General features: G+C 65.8%; 17 protein-coding genes and 1 pseudogene. 12 read left to right on the top strand and 6 right to left on the bottom strand.

Annotation, left to right across the window (positions count from 1 at the left end; all coding sequences use genetic code 11):
* Window positions 1–30: 30 nt before the first annotated feature.
* Together J7E93_RS12975 and J7E93_RS12970 are read right to left on the bottom strand one after the other, a co-directional pair.
* Complete coding sequence (locus J7E93_RS12975) at window positions 31–594, bottom strand: guanylate kinase (protein WP_215068690.1); 564 nt, start codon at window positions 592–594, stop codon at window positions 31–33.
* Window positions 591–1,631, bottom strand: coding sequence for an AAA family ATPase (locus J7E93_RS12970; protein ID WP_031037661.1), 1,041 nt, complete (start codon window positions 1,629–1,631; stop codon window positions 591–593). Before J7E93_RS12970 ends, J7E93_RS12975 begins: the two co-directional genes overlap by 4 nt.
* 212 nt (window positions 1,632–1,843) lie before the next feature.
* On the opposite strand from J7E93_RS12970, the gene J7E93_RS12965 reads away from it, so the two are divergent.
* The 10 genes from J7E93_RS12965 (at window position 1,844) to tyrS (ending at window position 11,450) form a co-directional block, all read left to right on the top strand.
* A complete protein-coding gene (locus J7E93_RS12965) occupies window positions 1,844–2,041 on the top strand; it encodes a hypothetical protein (RefSeq protein ID WP_215068688.1) in 198 nt (65 codons plus the stop codon).
* A 174-nt stretch (window positions 2,042–2,215) separates the two neighbouring features.
* Complete coding sequence (locus J7E93_RS12960; RefSeq protein ID WP_215068687.1) at window positions 2,216–3,025, top strand: HAD family hydrolase; 810 nt, start codon at window positions 2,216–2,218, stop codon at window positions 3,023–3,025.
* A complete protein-coding gene (locus J7E93_RS12955) occupies window positions 3,010–4,023 on the top strand; it encodes an alcohol dehydrogenase catalytic domain-containing protein (RefSeq protein WP_308368463.1) in 1,014 nt (337 codons plus the stop codon). Before J7E93_RS12960 ends, J7E93_RS12955 begins: the two co-directional genes overlap by 16 nt.
* Before the next feature lie 17 nt (window positions 4,024–4,040).
* Entirely contained in the window at window positions 4,041–5,192 is a 1,152-nt protein-coding gene (locus tag J7E93_RS12950) for a hypothetical protein (protein WP_215068683.1), read from the top strand.
* Complete coding sequence (locus J7E93_RS12945) at window positions 5,186–6,082, top strand: radical SAM protein (RefSeq protein WP_215068681.1); 897 nt, start codon at window positions 5,186–5,188, stop codon at window positions 6,080–6,082. Before J7E93_RS12950 ends, J7E93_RS12945 begins: the two co-directional genes overlap by 7 nt.
* Window positions 6,079–7,095 (top strand): hypothetical protein, encoded by a 1,017-nt coding sequence (locus J7E93_RS12940; protein ID WP_215068680.1) that lies wholly within the window; start codon window positions 6,079–6,081, stop codon window positions 7,093–7,095. The genes J7E93_RS12945 and J7E93_RS12940 overlap by 4 nt, the downstream gene beginning before the upstream one ends.
* 93 nt (window positions 7,096–7,188) lie before the next feature.
* The gene (locus tag J7E93_RS12935; RefSeq protein WP_308368460.1) at window positions 7,189–7,953 is read left to right on the top strand and encodes a methyltransferase domain-containing protein; all 765 of its coding nucleotides are present in this window, start codon (window positions 7,189–7,191) and stop codon (window positions 7,951–7,953) included.
* A gap of 125 nt (window positions 7,954–8,078) precedes the next feature.
* Window positions 8,079–9,041 carry a hypothetical protein gene (locus tag J7E93_RS12930; protein WP_308368458.1) on the top strand — a complete coding sequence of 321 codons (963 nt, stop codon included), beginning with the start codon at window positions 8,079–8,081 and terminating at the stop codon, window positions 9,039–9,041.
* On the top strand, window positions 9,038–9,949 hold the full coding sequence (locus J7E93_RS12925; protein WP_215068678.1) for a glycosyltransferase family 2 protein: 912 nt from the start codon (window positions 9,038–9,040) through the stop codon (window positions 9,947–9,949). Before J7E93_RS12930 ends, J7E93_RS12925 begins: the two co-directional genes overlap by 4 nt.
* A 97-nt stretch (window positions 9,950–10,046) precedes the next feature.
* Window positions 10,047–11,450, top strand: a complete 1,404-nt coding sequence (gene tyrS, locus J7E93_RS12920) for a tyrosine--tRNA ligase (RefSeq protein ID WP_215068676.1) — start codon at window positions 10,047–10,049, stop codon at window positions 11,448–11,450.
* Between the two features lie 267 nt (window positions 11,451–11,717).
* Here tyrS and J7E93_RS38340 read toward each other — a convergent pair whose 3' ends face one another.
* The 3 genes from J7E93_RS38340 to J7E93_RS12910 form a co-directional block, all read right to left on the bottom strand.
* Entirely contained in the window at window positions 11,718–12,068 is a 351-nt protein-coding gene (locus J7E93_RS38340; protein ID WP_354006237.1) for a DUF6527 family protein, read from the bottom strand.
* Between the two features lie 74 nt (window positions 12,069–12,142).
* Complete coding sequence (locus J7E93_RS12915) at window positions 12,143–13,414, bottom strand: ThiF family adenylyltransferase (RefSeq protein WP_215068675.1); 1,272 nt, start codon at window positions 13,412–13,414, stop codon at window positions 12,143–12,145.
* Window positions 13,389–13,667 (bottom strand): multiubiquitin domain-containing protein, encoded by a 279-nt coding sequence (locus J7E93_RS12910; RefSeq protein ID WP_215068673.1) that lies wholly within the window; start codon window positions 13,665–13,667, stop codon window positions 13,389–13,391. Before J7E93_RS12910 ends, J7E93_RS12915 begins: the two co-directional genes overlap by 26 nt.
* Window positions 13,668–13,854: 187 nt before the next feature.
* Between J7E93_RS12910 and J7E93_RS12905 the strand changes: the two genes are divergently transcribed.
* Complete coding sequence (locus J7E93_RS12905) at window positions 13,855–14,166, top strand: hypothetical protein (RefSeq protein ID WP_031037699.1); 312 nt, start codon at window positions 13,855–13,857, stop codon at window positions 14,164–14,166.
* Complete coding sequence (locus J7E93_RS12900; RefSeq protein ID WP_215068671.1) at window positions 14,163–15,263, top strand: hypothetical protein; 1,101 nt, start codon at window positions 14,163–14,165, stop codon at window positions 15,261–15,263. The genes J7E93_RS12905 and J7E93_RS12900 overlap by 4 nt, the downstream gene beginning before the upstream one ends.
* 10 nt (window positions 15,264–15,273) lie before the next feature.
* Here J7E93_RS12900 and J7E93_RS12895 read toward each other — a convergent pair.
* A pseudogene (locus J7E93_RS12895) lies at window positions 15,274–15,477 on the bottom strand (IS1380 family transposase); the annotation flags it as partial.
* Window positions 15,478–15,517: the final 40 nt, after the last annotated feature.

The following is a 15,517-nucleotide window of genomic DNA, read 5'->3' as shown; positions in this document are numbered from 1 at the left end:
GCATCCGCTGGGGCGCTGACGTCCTGACCGTCAGGAGCGAGGTGGCGTGGTGCGGACGATGTCGTCGATCCTCTGTGCGGTTTCATGGGGTGCCGTCGCGTCCGTCTCCACGCGCAGTTCCCACTGAGCCCGCGGATGAGCCGCAAGATCGGCCAGAGTGGCGTCCCACGCGGCTAGTCGGGCCGCCGTGTCGGTGTCACCGCGCTGTGGTGAGCGGCGAGCGGTGGTCTCCTTGGAGCACCACAGCAGAACGCGCACCCAGCGCGCGGGGTAGAGGGCGGTCACCTTCTCGATCCCCGCCATCTGGCCGAGGTGGACGACGGGGGTCTTGCCGCCCTCCATGGCCGCCTGGTCGAGGCCGGGGCGGTCGACGACGTAAATGTTGCCGTACCGGTCGTTGCGGTAGATGACATCGCCGCGTGCCTCTAAGGCGGTCAGCTGCTCTGGCGTACCCATCCGGTAGCCCCTGGTCTTCCCGGTCCCGATCTTCAGCCGGGTGAACAGTACGTACCGCTCGTCGAGTTCGGTGAGCGCCGCCGTGATCGTGTCCTTGCCCGCCGCCGGCGGCCCGTACAGCAGGATGCCCTGCCTCACTGGAACACCGTCCCGAAGACCTGGCGCACCTGGTCTGTGAGCGATATCGCGGAGCCGAGCCGGTTATCGACAACCAAGTGCGGCACGACGGGCCGCAGCTCAAGATCGATCCCGGCGGCGTACGTGTCCCAGTTCTGGAGTTTCCAGCTGTCCCGGGCGGCGGACCGGAAGCTGATGTACTCGTGCATCGTGTCGAGGTCGCACTGAATCCAGACGACAGCCACGGTGACGCCACGGGCTTCGCAGCGGTTGATCAGGCGCCGCATCCACCGAGGGTCTGTGGTCTCGGCGATGAAGGGTGCGGAGAGGACGGTGCTAATCGCGCAGTCGACGTTCGCGTACGCGGTCTCCAGCAGGCACTGGTACTCCAGCGGGCGGACCTTCTCCCGGTAGAGGTCGGTGTGCCGGTCGTTGGGCTCGCTGCCCATTTCAACAAGGAGCCGCTCCACGAGCGGGCGCGTGATCGGGTCCTTATCGAGGACAGGCCATCCAGTGAGTTGCGATACGAAGCGGGCGAACTCCGACTTCCCGCTGCCCGCGTAGCCTCCGACCATCATCAGTGTCGGCCGGTTCGGATCACCGCCGGTATGACGCCGCTTCCAAGCGTCGAGGATTCGCTGCTGGACGCCCAAGCCGTCGGCGTCCTCCGCACTCGGCGCCAGCTGGTGCAACGCCCGTTCCACGGCCAGGACGTGGGCGCCGTTCTGCGGTTCGCTCGACGCGGTGAACTTGAGCTTCGTGGCCTCGTCGGGCAGAGCGTTACGGAAACCGAGCTCGGGCTCGGTCGCGCGGTACAGAAGGCAGTACGCGCGACGGTAGTGCGGTCCGGGATAGACCTCTCCCTGCTCGTGCTGCCACAGCGTCTGAAAGTTGGCCGCCGGCACCGTGAGCCCCGCGGCCCGGGCCACCTCGCGCAGCTGCTCGCCCGCGCCTTCGAGCGTCAGGCCGTGAGCTTCGCGTTGTTGTCTCAACTTGTCCGGGCGCCACCCCGGGCGACTCTTACCCACCGCGCCTACCGCCTGCCCATCCCTGGTCATGATCCGGAGCCTAAGTCTGCCTGTCATGAACCCGTGTGTAAGCGGATGTTGAAAAGTCAGGTCGGCCAGCCATGAGCTGCTGATGAGCAGCTTCAGGAACGGCTTGTGATACTCCGCACAGCTCCGAGCCGCTGTCATGGTCACACCGACGCGGTCGTCCCAGTACCCGCCTCGGTCTCCACTATTCGTCCGAGATCGAAGGGGGCTCCACGGTGGCTGTCGATGTTGCTGTCCTGCTGCTCCTCGGCATCGTGATCGTCTTCTTGTGCCGCGGAGGTGGGCTCAAGGCGGGTCACGCCGTTGTGTGCTCGGTTTTCGGTCTGTATCTCGCCGGGACCCACACCGTCGGCCCGTTCGTGAAGGACGTCACGGCGTCGGTCGCCAGCTTGCTGTCAGGGCTACGGCTGTGAGCGCGCCGGCGGCATCACCGGGCCCTGGCGACCCAGCGCGGCCTCGACCTGGTGGCAGCCAAGTCCACCTTCCTCGTCTGTCGGACGCCCGAGAAGGCGTCATCTGGCCGCAGCCCAGCCAGCCGGAGAGTTCGGTTCTGCACGAGATCACCGATCTACCGATGGAGCCTCACCATGCGCTATCCGCCGACGGGCACCTCCATGTCGACGAGCCTGTCCGCGCCCGCCACACATCCAGTGGGCGACGTACTGCTTGGCCCTTCACCGCAGCGGAGTTCTGCTGCTCCGGCTCCACGCCCGACCGCAGTGATACTCGATCTATTCGGCACGCTCGTCGCAGCCCCGATTGTGGTCGAGCGGAGGGCTGCCGCTGCCCAGTTCGCCGCGATACTGCGCGTGTCCCCGGCGGTCGCCGAGTCGGTGCTGTCCGACAGTTGGCAGGCGAGGCACGACGGGCAGATGGCGTCCACCACCGAGGTGGCGGTTCACCTCGTCGCCCGCTGCGACGCCTCTGCGGCCTGTGTGAATGAGCTGGAAGTGCTCCTGACCCGGCTCGCCCATGTCCGTCTCCAGGCCGATGCCTCTCTCCTGCGGGCGCTGGAGCAGCTTCGGCGCGGTGGCACCAGGCTGGCCGTCCTCAGCGACGCGTCACCGGACATCGCCGAAGCGTGGAGCGCAAGCGACCTCGCGCCACACTTCGACGCTGTCGTGTTCAGCTGCCGGGCGGGGGCGGTGAAGCCCGACCGTCTGCTCTTCCGCACGGTCCTCCGAGACCTCGGTGTCGCCCCGCAGCAGGCCCTCTACTGCGGCGACGGCGGCGGTGACGAGCTTGCCGGCGCAGAGCGGGCCGGCATGCGTGCCGTGCGCGTGGAACGTCGGGGCGGGCCGAGTGGCCTCGCGTTCGGCGAGACCGCTTGGTCCGGCAGAGCGATACCCGACGTGGAAGCTCTCCCCACCTTGCTGGACAGATGGGGGCAGCGATGACCGGCCCGTACTCGTGGGCAGTTGAGAACGGAGTCCTCTGCCGACTCCCCGCTCCGGTCGCCATGTCCTCGGCACGCGACACGACGCTCGTCGAGACACGCTTCTCAGGATTGTGCGGAAGCGACGTCGCGAAGCTCAATCACCCTTGGCAAGGACAGTTGCCGGAACCGTGGTACCCCGGGCACGAGATCGTCGGTGTCGACACGGAGACGGGTGACTGGGTCGCAATCGACCCGCTAATCTCCTGCCGCTCGTGCCACTACTGCGACCGCGGCCATGTCCACCTCTGCCCACGACTCCAGCGCATCGGGTGGGATCTTCCCGGAGGTCTCGCCGACTGCGTACGGGCGCCCCGCGACAGCATCGTCCCGCTTCGCCACCTGCACGATCCCGCGCACGGAGTCCTCGCCGATCCGATGGCGGTCGCCCTGCACGGAGTCCGCTGCGGGCTACGTGTGCCCATGGGGCGGCTCGGCATCATCGGGGGCGGCGTCCTTGCGGTGTGTACGGCCATCTGCGCGGCAGAGGCGGGGTGGGACGTGCACATGCTGGTCAGGGAACCTTCGCGATCGCATCAACTGCGCTACGTCCTCGACCGGCACATCACTCTCCACTCTGCCGAGCTGCCGGCGTGCGACGCCGTCGTGGACGCCGCGTCTGGTCACAGCGACGCCCCCATACGCCAGGCGCTGAAGGCTGTTCGTGACGGGGGAACGGTTCTCGTCCAGAACGCCTACGCGCCCCGTGTCGTTCTCTCGGTCCCCCTGCGGGATGTCTTCCGTCGCTCGATCACCCTGCGCGGCTCCTTCTCGTACTGCCGCGCGGACGGCGATGACGACTTCCGAGACGCCATCGACGTCATCGCCAAGGGCGGCGACTGGGCCGCCCTCATGACCCGAGATCGATTTCCCCTCGGCGAACTGCCGCAGGGACTGGAGGCCCTGAACAACGAAGCCCGTCATCGCCCCTTCAAGGTCCTGCTCACATCCGACACGTGACGGAAGGAGCCCGCACCATGGCGGTCACAACGCCATTGCTGGCCCACAAGATCAACTCACCTGCCGACATTTCACCCCAGGACGTCCACGACGGGATCACGCGCATCCTCGCCTTACCGGAGGGCCACACGCGCGACGTGATGCTGGGAAGCGTCCTGACGGGACTGCTCCTGCGGGGGCCACGGTTGGAGGAGGTCGAGGCCGCTGTCCAGGCCGCGACATCCCTGGACCGAAGCAACTGGGACTTCCACCAGCCGCCGGGGGGCATGCGGTTCGTCGGCTACACGGGCAGCGGGAAGAAGACCTTCAAGACGATCAACCTCAGTACCGCCGCCGCGCTGGTGGCGGCCACAGGGGGAGCACACGTCGCGAAGCTCGGATCGCGAAGTGCGTCGTCGAAGACCGGGTCCCGCGACTTCATCGACCTCGTGGGGGCGACGAGCGACACGGTGCCGCACCAGGAGATGGTCGACATCACGGCGGAGACCGGCTTCGGGTTCTTCTCCATCGAGAACCGCGTGCCTGAGTTCGACCGTCGCTACGGCGGCAGGTTCCAGGCCGTGCACGCCCTCAGCCTGGCGTTCCCCGCCCTCCTCAGCCCGGTCACCTGCCCCGCCTACGTGTACGGCCTCTCGCACCCCGCGGTCGGCGCTTCCGCCCGGCTGCTCTCCAGACTCGGCCTGCCCGACGTGACGGTCATCAACTCCAGCCTCGGCAAAGCGGTCCAGGTCGACGAACTGATCCCCGGAAGCACCGTGCGAGCCTGCCGCATCAACGCCGGCGACGAGGACCTGACCTTCAACGACGAAGTACGCAAGGGCGCGTCCTCGATGCCGCAGGACCTGATGTCCGTCACCCAGCACGAGGACCCTCGGGAGAACGTCGCCGCGGCAATACGCGTACTGGCAGGCCATGACACCAGTCAGGCGCGGAACGCGGTCGCCCTCAACGCGGCTTTGCTCATGGTGATGTCGGAGACGGTGCCCACCGTCCGATCCGGCATCGACACGGCACTCACGATCATCGACGCCGGCGCGGGTCTGGACACGTTACAGCAGTTCGTACGCCTCACCGGCGGTGCCCCGGACAAGCTCCGCTCGCTCCTGCGGCCCGTCTCCCCGACAGCCCTCCTGGTCAGCCCTGGCAACAAGGAGAAGGCCCCATGCTGACGCACGACGAACTCGCGATCGTTCACCTGGTCCTCAACACCGACTGCAACGCCTGGGACCTGGCACCGACCAGCAATTCACCGGGTGTATGCCGGTTCTGCTACCGGGAGCGCAACCGGGTCAAGACGGACGCGGACACCGTACGGAGGGTCATCGACCAGGTCCGCGCCGAGTCCGAAGCCCACCGGGTCGTGTTCACCGGCGGCGACCCCGTGATGCCCTACGACAACCACCTGGAGGTCGCCCTCCGGCACGCACGGGAAGCCGGCTTCGAAACCAATCTCCACACCAACGGGCTGCTCCTGAGCGACCGTTATGCGGGGGTGCGCGACCACGTGACCCTCTACTCCCTGGCCATCGATGGTCCGGAGGCGGACTCGGCCGACTGGTTCCGCGGGCAGGGCTACTTCGAACGGTTCCGGTCCAACGTCGAGTTCCTCGTCGCCGACCGGCGCCGACTCGCCTTCAACACGTTCACCACGGCCGCGTCCGCGCGGGAGCTGCCGCGGCTCGCGGAGTTCGTCGCCGGCATCGCTGACCGCACGGAGGTCGAGTACTGGCTGATCTCCCAGTACAGGCCCATCGGCCGTGCCAGCGCGGGCAAGGCGGAGCTCTACGGCTTCGAGCGGGATGACTTCGTCCGAGCCGTGGACGGGGTGCGCGGTGCCGTCGCCCCGGTGGAGATCTTCGCCCAACCCACACGGGCGCCCGAGGACCCGTACCCGTTCCGCGTCTGGGTCCTCGCCGACGGAACGGTCACTGCGGACCTCGGCAGCGTGGCCGCGCCCCGCAACGCCGTGATCGGGGACCTGCTGGCCGACGGCTTCGAGCCACTGGTCCGCCGAGCCTTCGCCATACGAGAGCAGCCTCAGTTGGAGGGGATGGCATGAAGTTCGACACCGCTTACTACGAGAGCGTCATCGACCAGCACCAGTACGAGCACCTTGGCCTCGGCACCATCGACTTCGCCCTCGCGGGGATGAGCCCTGGCGACCTGCACACGAAGTGGGTGTGCCACACCGGTGCGCGGGAGTTCGCGGACGCCGTCTCGGCGGGTCGGCCGACGATCGTCACCACTGGCGTCGGGCTCGGCGGGCCGCCGCACGCCGGCACTCTGTTCCAGCTGCTGCGCGCAGTCAAGCTCCAGCAGTGCGGGCTCGACGTGCAGATCGTGCTCGGCGACCTCGACTCCTACAACGCGCGTCGCACGCCGCTGGACGCGGTGCGCCGCCTGGCCGACCAGTACGAGGAGTTCGCGCTTGGGCTCGGCTTCGACCCAGGGCGCGGTGTACTGCGCCGGCAGGAGGGCGAGACCGACGTCATGGCCACAGCGTTCCTGCTCTCGCGCCATCTGGACGACGACGACTTCCACTGGGCGGAGGAGGACCTCGCCGGCCTCTACCGCAACCACGGCGTCTTCGACCACCTCAACTACGGCATGAAGCAGGCCACGTTGCTGATGGCCGCTGACTTCGTGCACCTGCTGCGCGAAGGACGGCACCTGCTGGTGTCCCTGGGCGTCGACGAGCACAAGTACGTCGCCCTCGCCCGGCGCGGGGCGGAACGCTGGGGTCTGCCCGCAGACCGGCTGGCCGGCATCTACACCAAGATGATCCCGGGCCTCGGGGGCCTGCCGAAGATGAGTAAGAGCATCCCCGGCTCCGGAATCGACGGCTCCATGCCCGCCGAGGACATCAGGGCCCTGCTGGCGGCGGACACCGACTCGGCACCCTCCGACGACGGGTCGGCCCTGCTCCAGATGTACGCGTGTCTGCCCGAGGTCGGCCAGGCGGAGTACGACCGCGCCTCCGCCGCGCGGCGCGCCGGAGACCGGGAGTGGCGTGTGATCCGCGAGGAGCTCGTCGAACGCCTGATCACGCTGTTCTCCTGCTGGCCGAAGTAGCAGGCCCCCTCCGGGGGAGCGCCGAACTCGCGGCTGTAGCAGGCCGTGTGCCCTCTGCCGCACCACACACCCGAGCAAGCAAGGAGTCTGACTGTGCACGCGGACACCACGACCACATCACAGCCCCTGACCGGCCCCGATGCCCCGCAGCTCCCGGCCCTCTCCGAGTCCTCGCAGCCGATAGGCGGCCCCGAGACCTTCTTCATTCGCCGCGGCTACCGCAGCCGGAGCGAGGTCGAGTACTTCCTTGACGAGACGGACGACACCGTCACCTGGCAGCCCGACGTGTACCCCTACGCCGCCGAGCGGGCCAAGGAGCTCGGCCGTGACGTCGTGATCGACATCGGCTGCGGGCAGGCGGGCAAGTTGGCCTCGCTCGCCGTCGCGCACCCCGACTGGACCTTCGTCGGCGTGGACTTCGGGGACAACCTGCGCTGGTGCCACGACAACCACCCCTTCGGACAGTGGGTGGAGGCGGACCTCGAATCGGCAGAGCGGCTGCCGCTCGACCCGGACCTCGTTCGCCGGTCGGTGGTGATCTGCTCCGACGTGATCGAGCACCTGGTGGACCCGGCCCCGGCCCTGTCCCTCATCCTGGCCCTGCTGCGGGAGGGCAGCGCTGCTGCCGTCCTGTCGACACCGGCCCGTGAGTGCCGCAGCGGCTACGACACCCCTGGACCGCCGCGCAACCCCAGCCATGTGCGGGAGTGGGCAAGCGACGAGTTCCAGGCGCTGCTGCGGGAATCCGGATTCGAGATCCACTACGCGGGCCTCACCCGAAGCGACGACGCCTCCAACGGTCTGTCCACCCAGCTGCTCCTCGTCGGCGTGGGAGGGACGGAGGTGGGAGAGCAGTGACGGCGGTTCCCCGGTCCAGGGGCCTGCGTGTCGTTCACCTGCCGGCTCGTACCCCGTACGCGTGGAAGCTCCAGAGCCCTGACTTCCACATCCTGAACGGGACGGAGATTCCCACGGGCGAGACTGTGCCAGAGGCGGTCAGCGCCGCATGGCTCCTCGAACACGGCCCTCTCACGTGGCTCGACGTCCTGCACCTGCACCACATCGACTTCGAGGACATCGCCACCCTGGAGCGCCTGCTGGACGCGTGCCTGGGCTACGGGGTCAACGTGGTCTTCACCGCCCATGACACCCGGCCCATGGTCGGCAACGCCGAAGGCTTCGTCGAGCGGCTGCGGCTGCTCCGATCTGCAGAGGTCAGCTGGGTCTGTCTCACTGAGGGATCCGTCACGAAGCTGACGGAGGTCCTCGGCGAGCGGGTCCCTGCAACGGTCATCCCCCACGGATACGTCGCTGCCCCGGAGTCGCTGGCTGACCTGGAGCGCGAGGCGAGGGGCCCGGGGACCAGGTACCTCATGTTCGGTGCCTCCCGGGCCAGCCGGGACCAGTTGTCCACCATGGCCAACTGGAGCCTGGGGATCACGGATCCCCACAGCACGCTCCACGTCCTCCTGCGCGCGCTCAGCCCTGCGGACTTCGCTGACGCCGGCCGCGCCCCGCTGCTCCTGGAGACGGCCCGGCACGATCCGCGTATCCGCCTCACCATGCGCCCGTATCCCACGGACGACGAAGTGGTCAGAGCCGGGCTGGCTTCGGACTCCCTGCTGCTGCCGTACCTCTGGGGGAGTCACTCCGGGCAGCTGGAACTGGCCTTCGACCTGAACCTGCTTCCGGTCTGCTCCCTCACAGGGCACTTGCCCGAGCAGTACGAGCGGCACAAGGGATTCGTCGAGGAACCCGAATGGTTCGATTGGTCGCAGGGGCATCCCAACCTCTTCGGAGAGAAGTTCCTGACCGCGCTGGAGAACGCGGCAGCACGGCTCGGCTCCAGGCCCCGCCGCCTCGACCGCGAGTTCCTCGACTACAGGACCCAGGAACACAGGACGATCCTGGACGACTACGCCCGCGTGTACGGGGGTGACCGGTGAGCGCCATTCCGCGTATTTCGTGCGTGATCCTGTGCCACAACTACGGCCGATATCTCGACCAGGCCATAACAAGCTGTCTGGAACAGGAGCCTGGAAACTTCGTCCTTCACGAAATCATCGTCATCGACGACGGATCCAACGACAAAACTGAGGAGGTATGCCGTCGCCACGAAAAGAACGTCAAGGTCATCCGGAGGAGCCAGCAAGGTTTCGGCCAAACCTTGACCGACGCCTTTCTCCTCAGCACAGGCGACTGGGTGGCTCCGCTCGACGCCGATGACTGGTTCCACCCATCGAAGCTCCGTACATGCGCCGAGGCGATGACGGGTGAAACGCTGTTCATCGAGCACTGGGAGAACGTCGTCGACTCCAACGGAAACCCCAAGCTGAAAGGCCCACACCCGGGCGGAAACACGAGCACGTTGGTGGTCCATCGCGAGGCTGCCCTCAGCCTCCTGCCGGTGACCAACGAGATCTTCTTCCACGCGCTGCGCGAGGCTGGCCGCGGTGCCGTCCTCCAGGACCCGTTGACCTTCTATCGGGTCCACTCGCACAGCATGACCGACCGAAGTACGCCCGGCCTGTCGCAGGATTATCGGGCCGAGGTGTGTCTGGGACTCTCGGATCGGCTCCGCATGATGGATGGGAACCCTCCCACCTGGGCGACCACTCGCCAGCTCAGGGGGATCTCCCAGCATTTCCGCGTACTCGCTTCCGGGCACAGAGTGGAATCCGCGCTGCAGCGAAAGAAGCACCTCCCCGCCATGATCTTCCTTCCGGGGATGCTCATCGCCACGCTCCGAGCCCGAGACCCAATAGCCCCGTGGCTCCGCTCCCTCTCCAGTGCGATCGTGGGCCGGCCGCTGGTACAGCTCTCGACGACCCAGGGAGAGCGGGCTGAACCGTGATCATTTCGGTGATTCGACGGGGGTGGCGATGATAAAATCGCCGCTTCCAATCCCTACTGGTCCGGCCAGTTGTCCGACCCAGGAGCGTATAAGCGCCATGAGCCGTTTGAGTGAGTCTGTCACCCGTGTCATGCACATCCTCGATGGGGCGGACCTGGGCGCGGACTATACGGCCGCGCAGCTGCTCAGCGAGACAACGGCACGGCGCTCCCTGGACCTCTCCGACCTCTCCCCCGAGGAGCAGGCCGCACTGGTCGAGGGGCGTGCGAACCACCTGATCCCCTCGGCCGCGGTGCTCGCCGAGAAGATCGAAGCCGCGCAGGCCGCCGGACGCCCGTTCGTCGTCAAGTACGGCATCGACCCGACCTCGCCCGACGTCCACCTGGGCCACGCGGTACCGATCATCATCGCCAGCCGGTTCCAGCGGATGGGCCACCACGTCGTCTTCATCATCGGTGACGTGACGGCCAAGATCGGTGACCCGTCGGGACGGTCCTCGGATCGACCGCCCCTCACCGACGAGGACATCGCCCGCAACCTGAGCGGCTACCAGCAACAGGTCACGCCGTTCATCGACTTCGAGCGTGCCGACCTGCGCTTCAACGGCGAGTGGCTGAACAAGGTCACTCTGCCGGAGCTCGTCGGGGTTCTTGCCCGGGTGCCGGTCTCCATGTCGCTCCAGCGCGAGGACTTCCGCACCCGGCTGGCCGATGGCCATGGGCTGTCCGTCGCCGAGTTCGTCTACTCCGTCGTCATGGCATGGGACTCCGTGGCCATCGACGCCGACGTCGAACTCGGCGGTGTAGACCAGCTGTTGAACCTCCAGATGTGCCGCAAGGTCATGGAGATCTCGGAGCAGGACCCCGAGGTCGTCATCACCACCCCGCTCATCGAGGGCACCGACGGCACGGGCACCAAGATGAGCAAGAGCAAGGGCAACTACGTGGGCCTGACGGCGTCGCCTGATGACGTCTACGGCCGGCTGATGTCCATCCCCGACCACCTGACCGAGCCGTACCTCCAGCTGCTCACCGAGTGGACGGACGACGAGATCCGCGTGGTCACCAAGCGCCTGGAGGAAGGGACCGCGCACCCGATGGCGATCAAGCGCATCCTCGCCGGCGAGGTGGTGGCCGCCCTCCACGGCCTGGACGCTGCTGCCGCCGCTCGCGCGGAGTTCACGGCGCGCTTCTCCAAGCGCTCTTTCGCGGGCACCCAGAACCTCCCCGTCATCTCCCTGAAGGACCACGGCCAGGACACACTCGGGGCGCTGATCAGCCGCACGCTGGACTTCGCTCCCAGCATCTCCGCCGTGCGCCGTGTGGCTCAGCAGAAGGGTCTTCGTCTGATCCTTGAGGCGGACGGAGAGCAGGCACCTACGCCGCTCACCGAGGCGTCCGTGCAGCAGACGCTCGGTGAGGTCGTGAGCGAGGTTGGGGCACTCGAAGGTGCCGAGCTGTACCTGAAGGTCGGCCGTAAGGTCGCCCGCATCGACGTCTGAGATCAGGCGCGGCGCCGACTCACCATCGTGAGTCGGCGCCGTTCTGTTTGCACTCGATGCGACCCGCCAGCCGCGCGATCCTGGAGAGGCGCTGATGGCGGGCGATGCCGTGGAGGAGTGTTGCTTTCGGAGGTGTGGGCGGCCAGGGCACACCCGGAGAGACGGTGTGCTGTTATGCAAGACCGTCTGGTGCTGAAAGCTCCTGGTCGTTGCAACGACGTGCTTGGCATCGATTCTTCAGACGTTATCCCAGCTCGCTGGGACGATTTATTCATCCCGTTTGCTACGGCTGGTGCCAAAGGAGCGTCGCATTCGGTTCCAAATCCGGCGCCACCAAGACGCTTGTCCCGCCAGAGGTTGAGGGATGGCCTCGATGTGCGCGGCGCGGTCGCGGGAGCTAGCGACTCGAGTGGCTGCCGCTGAGATTCGCGGCAACCAGTCGATACGGTCGCTGCGGACGTAGTAGTGCGACCTACACCGCTGTTGTCCGTTTCCAACGGACGGTCGCAGGGACACGGTGCCATCGAAGGTCAGGGTCCAGTCGTGCGGTCCGAATGGTGTGACGACCTTCGCACCACATCCGCACGCGCACAGATGGACTGCGGTTTCGAACTGCATCGAGATGTACAGCTTACCCGGCTCGGGTTCGGCCGGGATGTGCTCGATGAACACCGGCATCAAGGATCGAGCTCTCACGCGGCGGCCTCCGACCCGTCCCCAGCATCAGCGCTGGCCGGGACCGGCTCGGCGCCCAGTCCGATGCCCTCGTCTTGGTTGGTAGAGGTGCCGTAGCGGTTGTAGAGATCATTCGAGCCGACCGCATACACGGTGTGCAGCTCGTTCTCAGTGTCAGCATAAAAACCGAGGTACTTCTTATACCGGAAGATTGCCAAGTTCGCAGTGGAGGAGTTCAGCTCGGCTACCTGCAAGTTGGTGTCGTACTCGGCGCCCTCCCCGGCGAAGTACGAGATGAGCCCATCTCGCTCAATATGCTCCACGCGACCCGGAAGAGACGTCGTGATGCGAATTTGCCCGTCGATGCATTCGGCATCCTTGCTGACCCCAACACCAGTATCGATGAATGGGATACCGTTGACGGTCAGCGCCTCGATGATGGCCTTTTTGTCCGGGCCCGTGTCCATCGCAAGGAACACAAAATCGGCGTCGAGGAGTTCGCCGACGTTTTCAGAGGTGACGTTCACCGGGTGAGCCTCGATGTGACGACGCATCTGCGAATACATCCGTGTGAAGTACTCGACCTTCTTCAGGCCCTCCTGTAGGTCCGCAAGGCTCGCGGCACCGGGGGCCCGGAAGGCGTTATGCGTGCGGAGGACGTCGCCGTCGTAGAGATGAAGCGCGTGTATCGGGGTCTTGGCGAGCAGGTCGAGCAGGTATGCGCCAGTACCCCCGAGACCGACGATCACAACCTTCTTCAGCGCGAGGCGCGCGTTGACCTCGGTGATGCCAGCCCTGCTGGAGAATGTGTCGAGGTAGCGGAACACACCATCGTCTTCGTCGGTCTCGACAGGCTTGAAGGTCAGCGGGGTCGCCTCGGGGTCGATGGCCTGGGCTGGCCCGATGACCATCGCGGCGTACTGGGTGACCTTTTCGTAATAATCTGGATAGCCGCCCGCGGGTTTCTGGGAGAAGCCGCAGCTCGCGGTGAGCTCCGGGCTGGCAGACCACTTCTGAACGCCATCGTTTACGAGCCCGTCGATGGGCTCGCCATTCTTGTTGCGGGGTACGCCGCCAACGAAACACATAACGTGGCTACTCGGAGCCGTCGCGGTGTCGCCGCTCAGATCCAGCGGGCAGATGAAGGATCCCCACTGAACCTGGGCGGCATCGTCCACGAACGGAATGTCGTCGATTACGAGGAACCCGTTGACGACGCGGACGGAGTACCCGTCTTGCACCAGACGGGCCAGGTCGGCGCTACTACGAACGAGTCGTGAGCCGGACATGGAAGTACGTGCCCTTCTTCTTGACCTTCACGGACTCGCCGGCGACCAGGATGCCGTCCCCGCCATGGGGTGCAATGGCGTTCTTGTAGGTGACGGTGAACATCGCCTGCGGGTCGTGGCCGGGGTACGCGAGCTGCCCAAGTTCGTCATAGGTCACGGTGTCGTGGTCGAGGGTGACCATTGTGCCGTTGATGATCACTTCGAACCCTTTATCCCTCTTGTCATGCTCCTGCTCGTTACTGGGTGCAGTCATGACAGTCCCCTTCCATGGCGCCCTCCGCTGATCGACGGGCTCGGATGCGAGTGTAGCATCAACATCATCACCCCATGGGTGATGGGGTAGATGCGAGGTTGGCGGCCCAGAAATTCGGTGATGCCTGTAGAATCCGCGCGAAGTAGGTAGAAGCGTCATCAGCCGATGGGTGATGGAGAACAGGCACGTGGACCGGGAGTACATGGATGAGGAGTTGTATCGCCTCGCTACGGACCCCGGATTCCGGCCGCAAGGCTGGAGCGCCCGGGAGGTCTCGGACTTTCGCGTCCTCGTTCAGTGCGCGCGTGCAGCTCGGCTCGACGCCGACCTGCGGAACTCGCGCATGTTGCGCATCCACCCCGGTGACACCCATGACCTGAACAAGGCGCGGGCGAAGTTGAGTTCAGGCCGCGTTATCAACTTGACGTTCAAGAGCACAGAGAGCCACAGTGCCGTGATCTTCGAGCTATTGACTCCAGAGATGGAAGCCTCGCGATGAGCACCCCTCCACACGACCCGCTGCCGATCGCCCAGGTGCCGGTTGGCGAACTCCTCGGGAGGGAGCTCGAGGCCAGGGACTGGTCTCAGGCTGATTTCGCTGCGGTTCTGGATCGCCCGACTCAGTTCGTCTCCGAGATCGTCACCGGCAAAAAGGAGATCACCAGGGAGTCGGCGGCGCAGATCGGCGCGGCCCTTGGTCATACAGCTGAGTACTGGCTCAACCTTCAGGACCAGTACCTACTCGCCGAGCAGTTCAAGAATGAGAACGCCCAGGTAAAGTTGGACGAGGTGCGTCGGCGTGCCCGCCTAAACGACAAGGGGCCAATCCAGCTATTGAAGAGGCGCGGCTTTCTCACCGGCGCCACCTTGGATGCCCTCGAGGCCGAGGTGAAGGAACTTTTCGAGCTGGATTCCCTTGATGACGAGCCCGGATTCGCAGCGGCTGCTAGACGAGCCAACCGTAGCGAAGATATCAGCTCGCTGCAGCGAGCATGGGTCGCGTGTATTAGAAGGGAAGCACGTAAGCTTCCGCCTCAGGAGAGATACTGCGCGAAACGTCTGAGGGAGCTTGCAGGCACTCTTTCGCGCACACTCAAGTCGGCCGCTGACTTCGAGGACCTACCTGACCTTTTTAGTGCAGTTGGTGTGCGTCTGGTATATGTCGAATCGCTTCCGGGCGCCAAGATTGACGGGTGCTCGATGCTGGTCGACGGATATCCAGTTATTGGCTTGTCTGGTCGTGGCAAAAGACTCGACAAGATCCTATTTACTCTTTTGCATGAGATTGCGCATATCTTGCTTGACCACGTCGACGCTGAACACCTCATCGTCGAGGGGCTCGATGAGACTCAAGGCAATGAAACGAAATGGGAGAAGGACGCAGACGCGGAGGCGGCGGAGTGGGTTTTCCCGCACGGCATTCCTGACGTCCCAGATCGTATCGGTGCGCGTTGGGTCAATCAGATGGCCGTTGAGCTTGGCGTGGCGCGCATCGTTATCGTCGGTCACCTTCAGCACCGCGGTCACCTTGACTGGCGGACGACCCTGGCGAAGAACGCTCCTTCGGTAAACGATGCTCTGGCATCGTGGGATTAGCTATCTGGCGGGCGGCCAGCTGGCCGATCAGGCGGGAGACCGTCGGGGCGGAGGCCACCGGCCCGAACACGGCCGGCTCCGCCCGTAGCATGCCCACATCGGCAAGGCAGTCCCGCCCAGCGCTACCGCGAGGGCGACCGTCCAGGAGGACCTTCCCCGGGTCGTGGACGGCCCGGTGCCCGCATCCAGGCGGACGCCATTGAACCGATGCGGCGATGCAGGCCGGTATCGGAAAAGGCACGCTGAACAGCGGG

Source organism: Streptomyces sp. ISL-36, from assembly GCF_018614205.1.
Lineage (GTDB): Bacteria > Actinomycetota > Actinomycetes > Streptomycetales > Streptomycetaceae > Streptomyces.
Note: the sequence above shows the minus strand (reverse complement) of the source record. Positions and strands in the feature narration are given on the sequence as shown.

What these genes read in the sequence shown, in the direction of transcription:
- J7E93_RS12940 (WP_215068680.1), top strand. Translation starts at nt 6,079, where the DNA reads ATGAAGTTCGACACCGCTTACTACGAGAGCGTCATCGACCAGCACCAG.
- J7E93_RS12910 (WP_215068673.1), bottom strand. Translation starts at nt 13,667, where the DNA reads ATGACTGCACCCAGTAACGAGCAGGAGCATGACAAGAGGGATAAAGGG.
- J7E93_RS12915 (WP_215068675.1), bottom strand. Translation starts at nt 13,414, where the DNA reads ATGTCCGGCTCACGACTCGTTCGTAGTAGCGCCGACCTGGCCCGTCTG.
- J7E93_RS12960 (WP_215068687.1), top strand. Translation starts at nt 2,216, where the DNA reads ATGCGCTATCCGCCGACGGGCACCTCCATGTCGACGAGCCTGTCCGCG.
- J7E93_RS12945 (WP_215068681.1), top strand. Translation starts at nt 5,186, where the DNA reads ATGCTGACGCACGACGAACTCGCGATCGTTCACCTGGTCCTCAACACC.
- J7E93_RS12955 (WP_308368463.1), top strand. Translation starts at nt 3,010, where the DNA reads ATGGGGGCAGCGATGACCGGCCCGTACTCGTGGGCAGTTGAGAACGGA.
- J7E93_RS12970 (WP_031037661.1), bottom strand. Translation starts at nt 1,631, where the DNA reads ATGACCAGGGATGGGCAGGCGGTAGGCGCGGTGGGTAAGAGTCGCCCG.
- J7E93_RS38340 (WP_354006237.1), bottom strand. Translation starts at nt 12,068, where the DNA reads ATGCAGTTCGAAACCGCAGTCCATCTGTGCGCGTGCGGATGTGGTGCG.
- J7E93_RS12900 (WP_215068671.1), top strand. Translation starts at nt 14,163, where the DNA reads ATGAGCACCCCTCCACACGACCCGCTGCCGATCGCCCAGGTGCCGGTT.
- J7E93_RS12950 (WP_215068683.1), top strand. Translation starts at nt 4,041, where the DNA reads ATGGCGGTCACAACGCCATTGCTGGCCCACAAGATCAACTCACCTGCC.
- tyrS (WP_215068676.1), top strand. Translation starts at nt 10,047, where the DNA reads ATGAGCCGTTTGAGTGAGTCTGTCACCCGTGTCATGCACATCCTCGAT.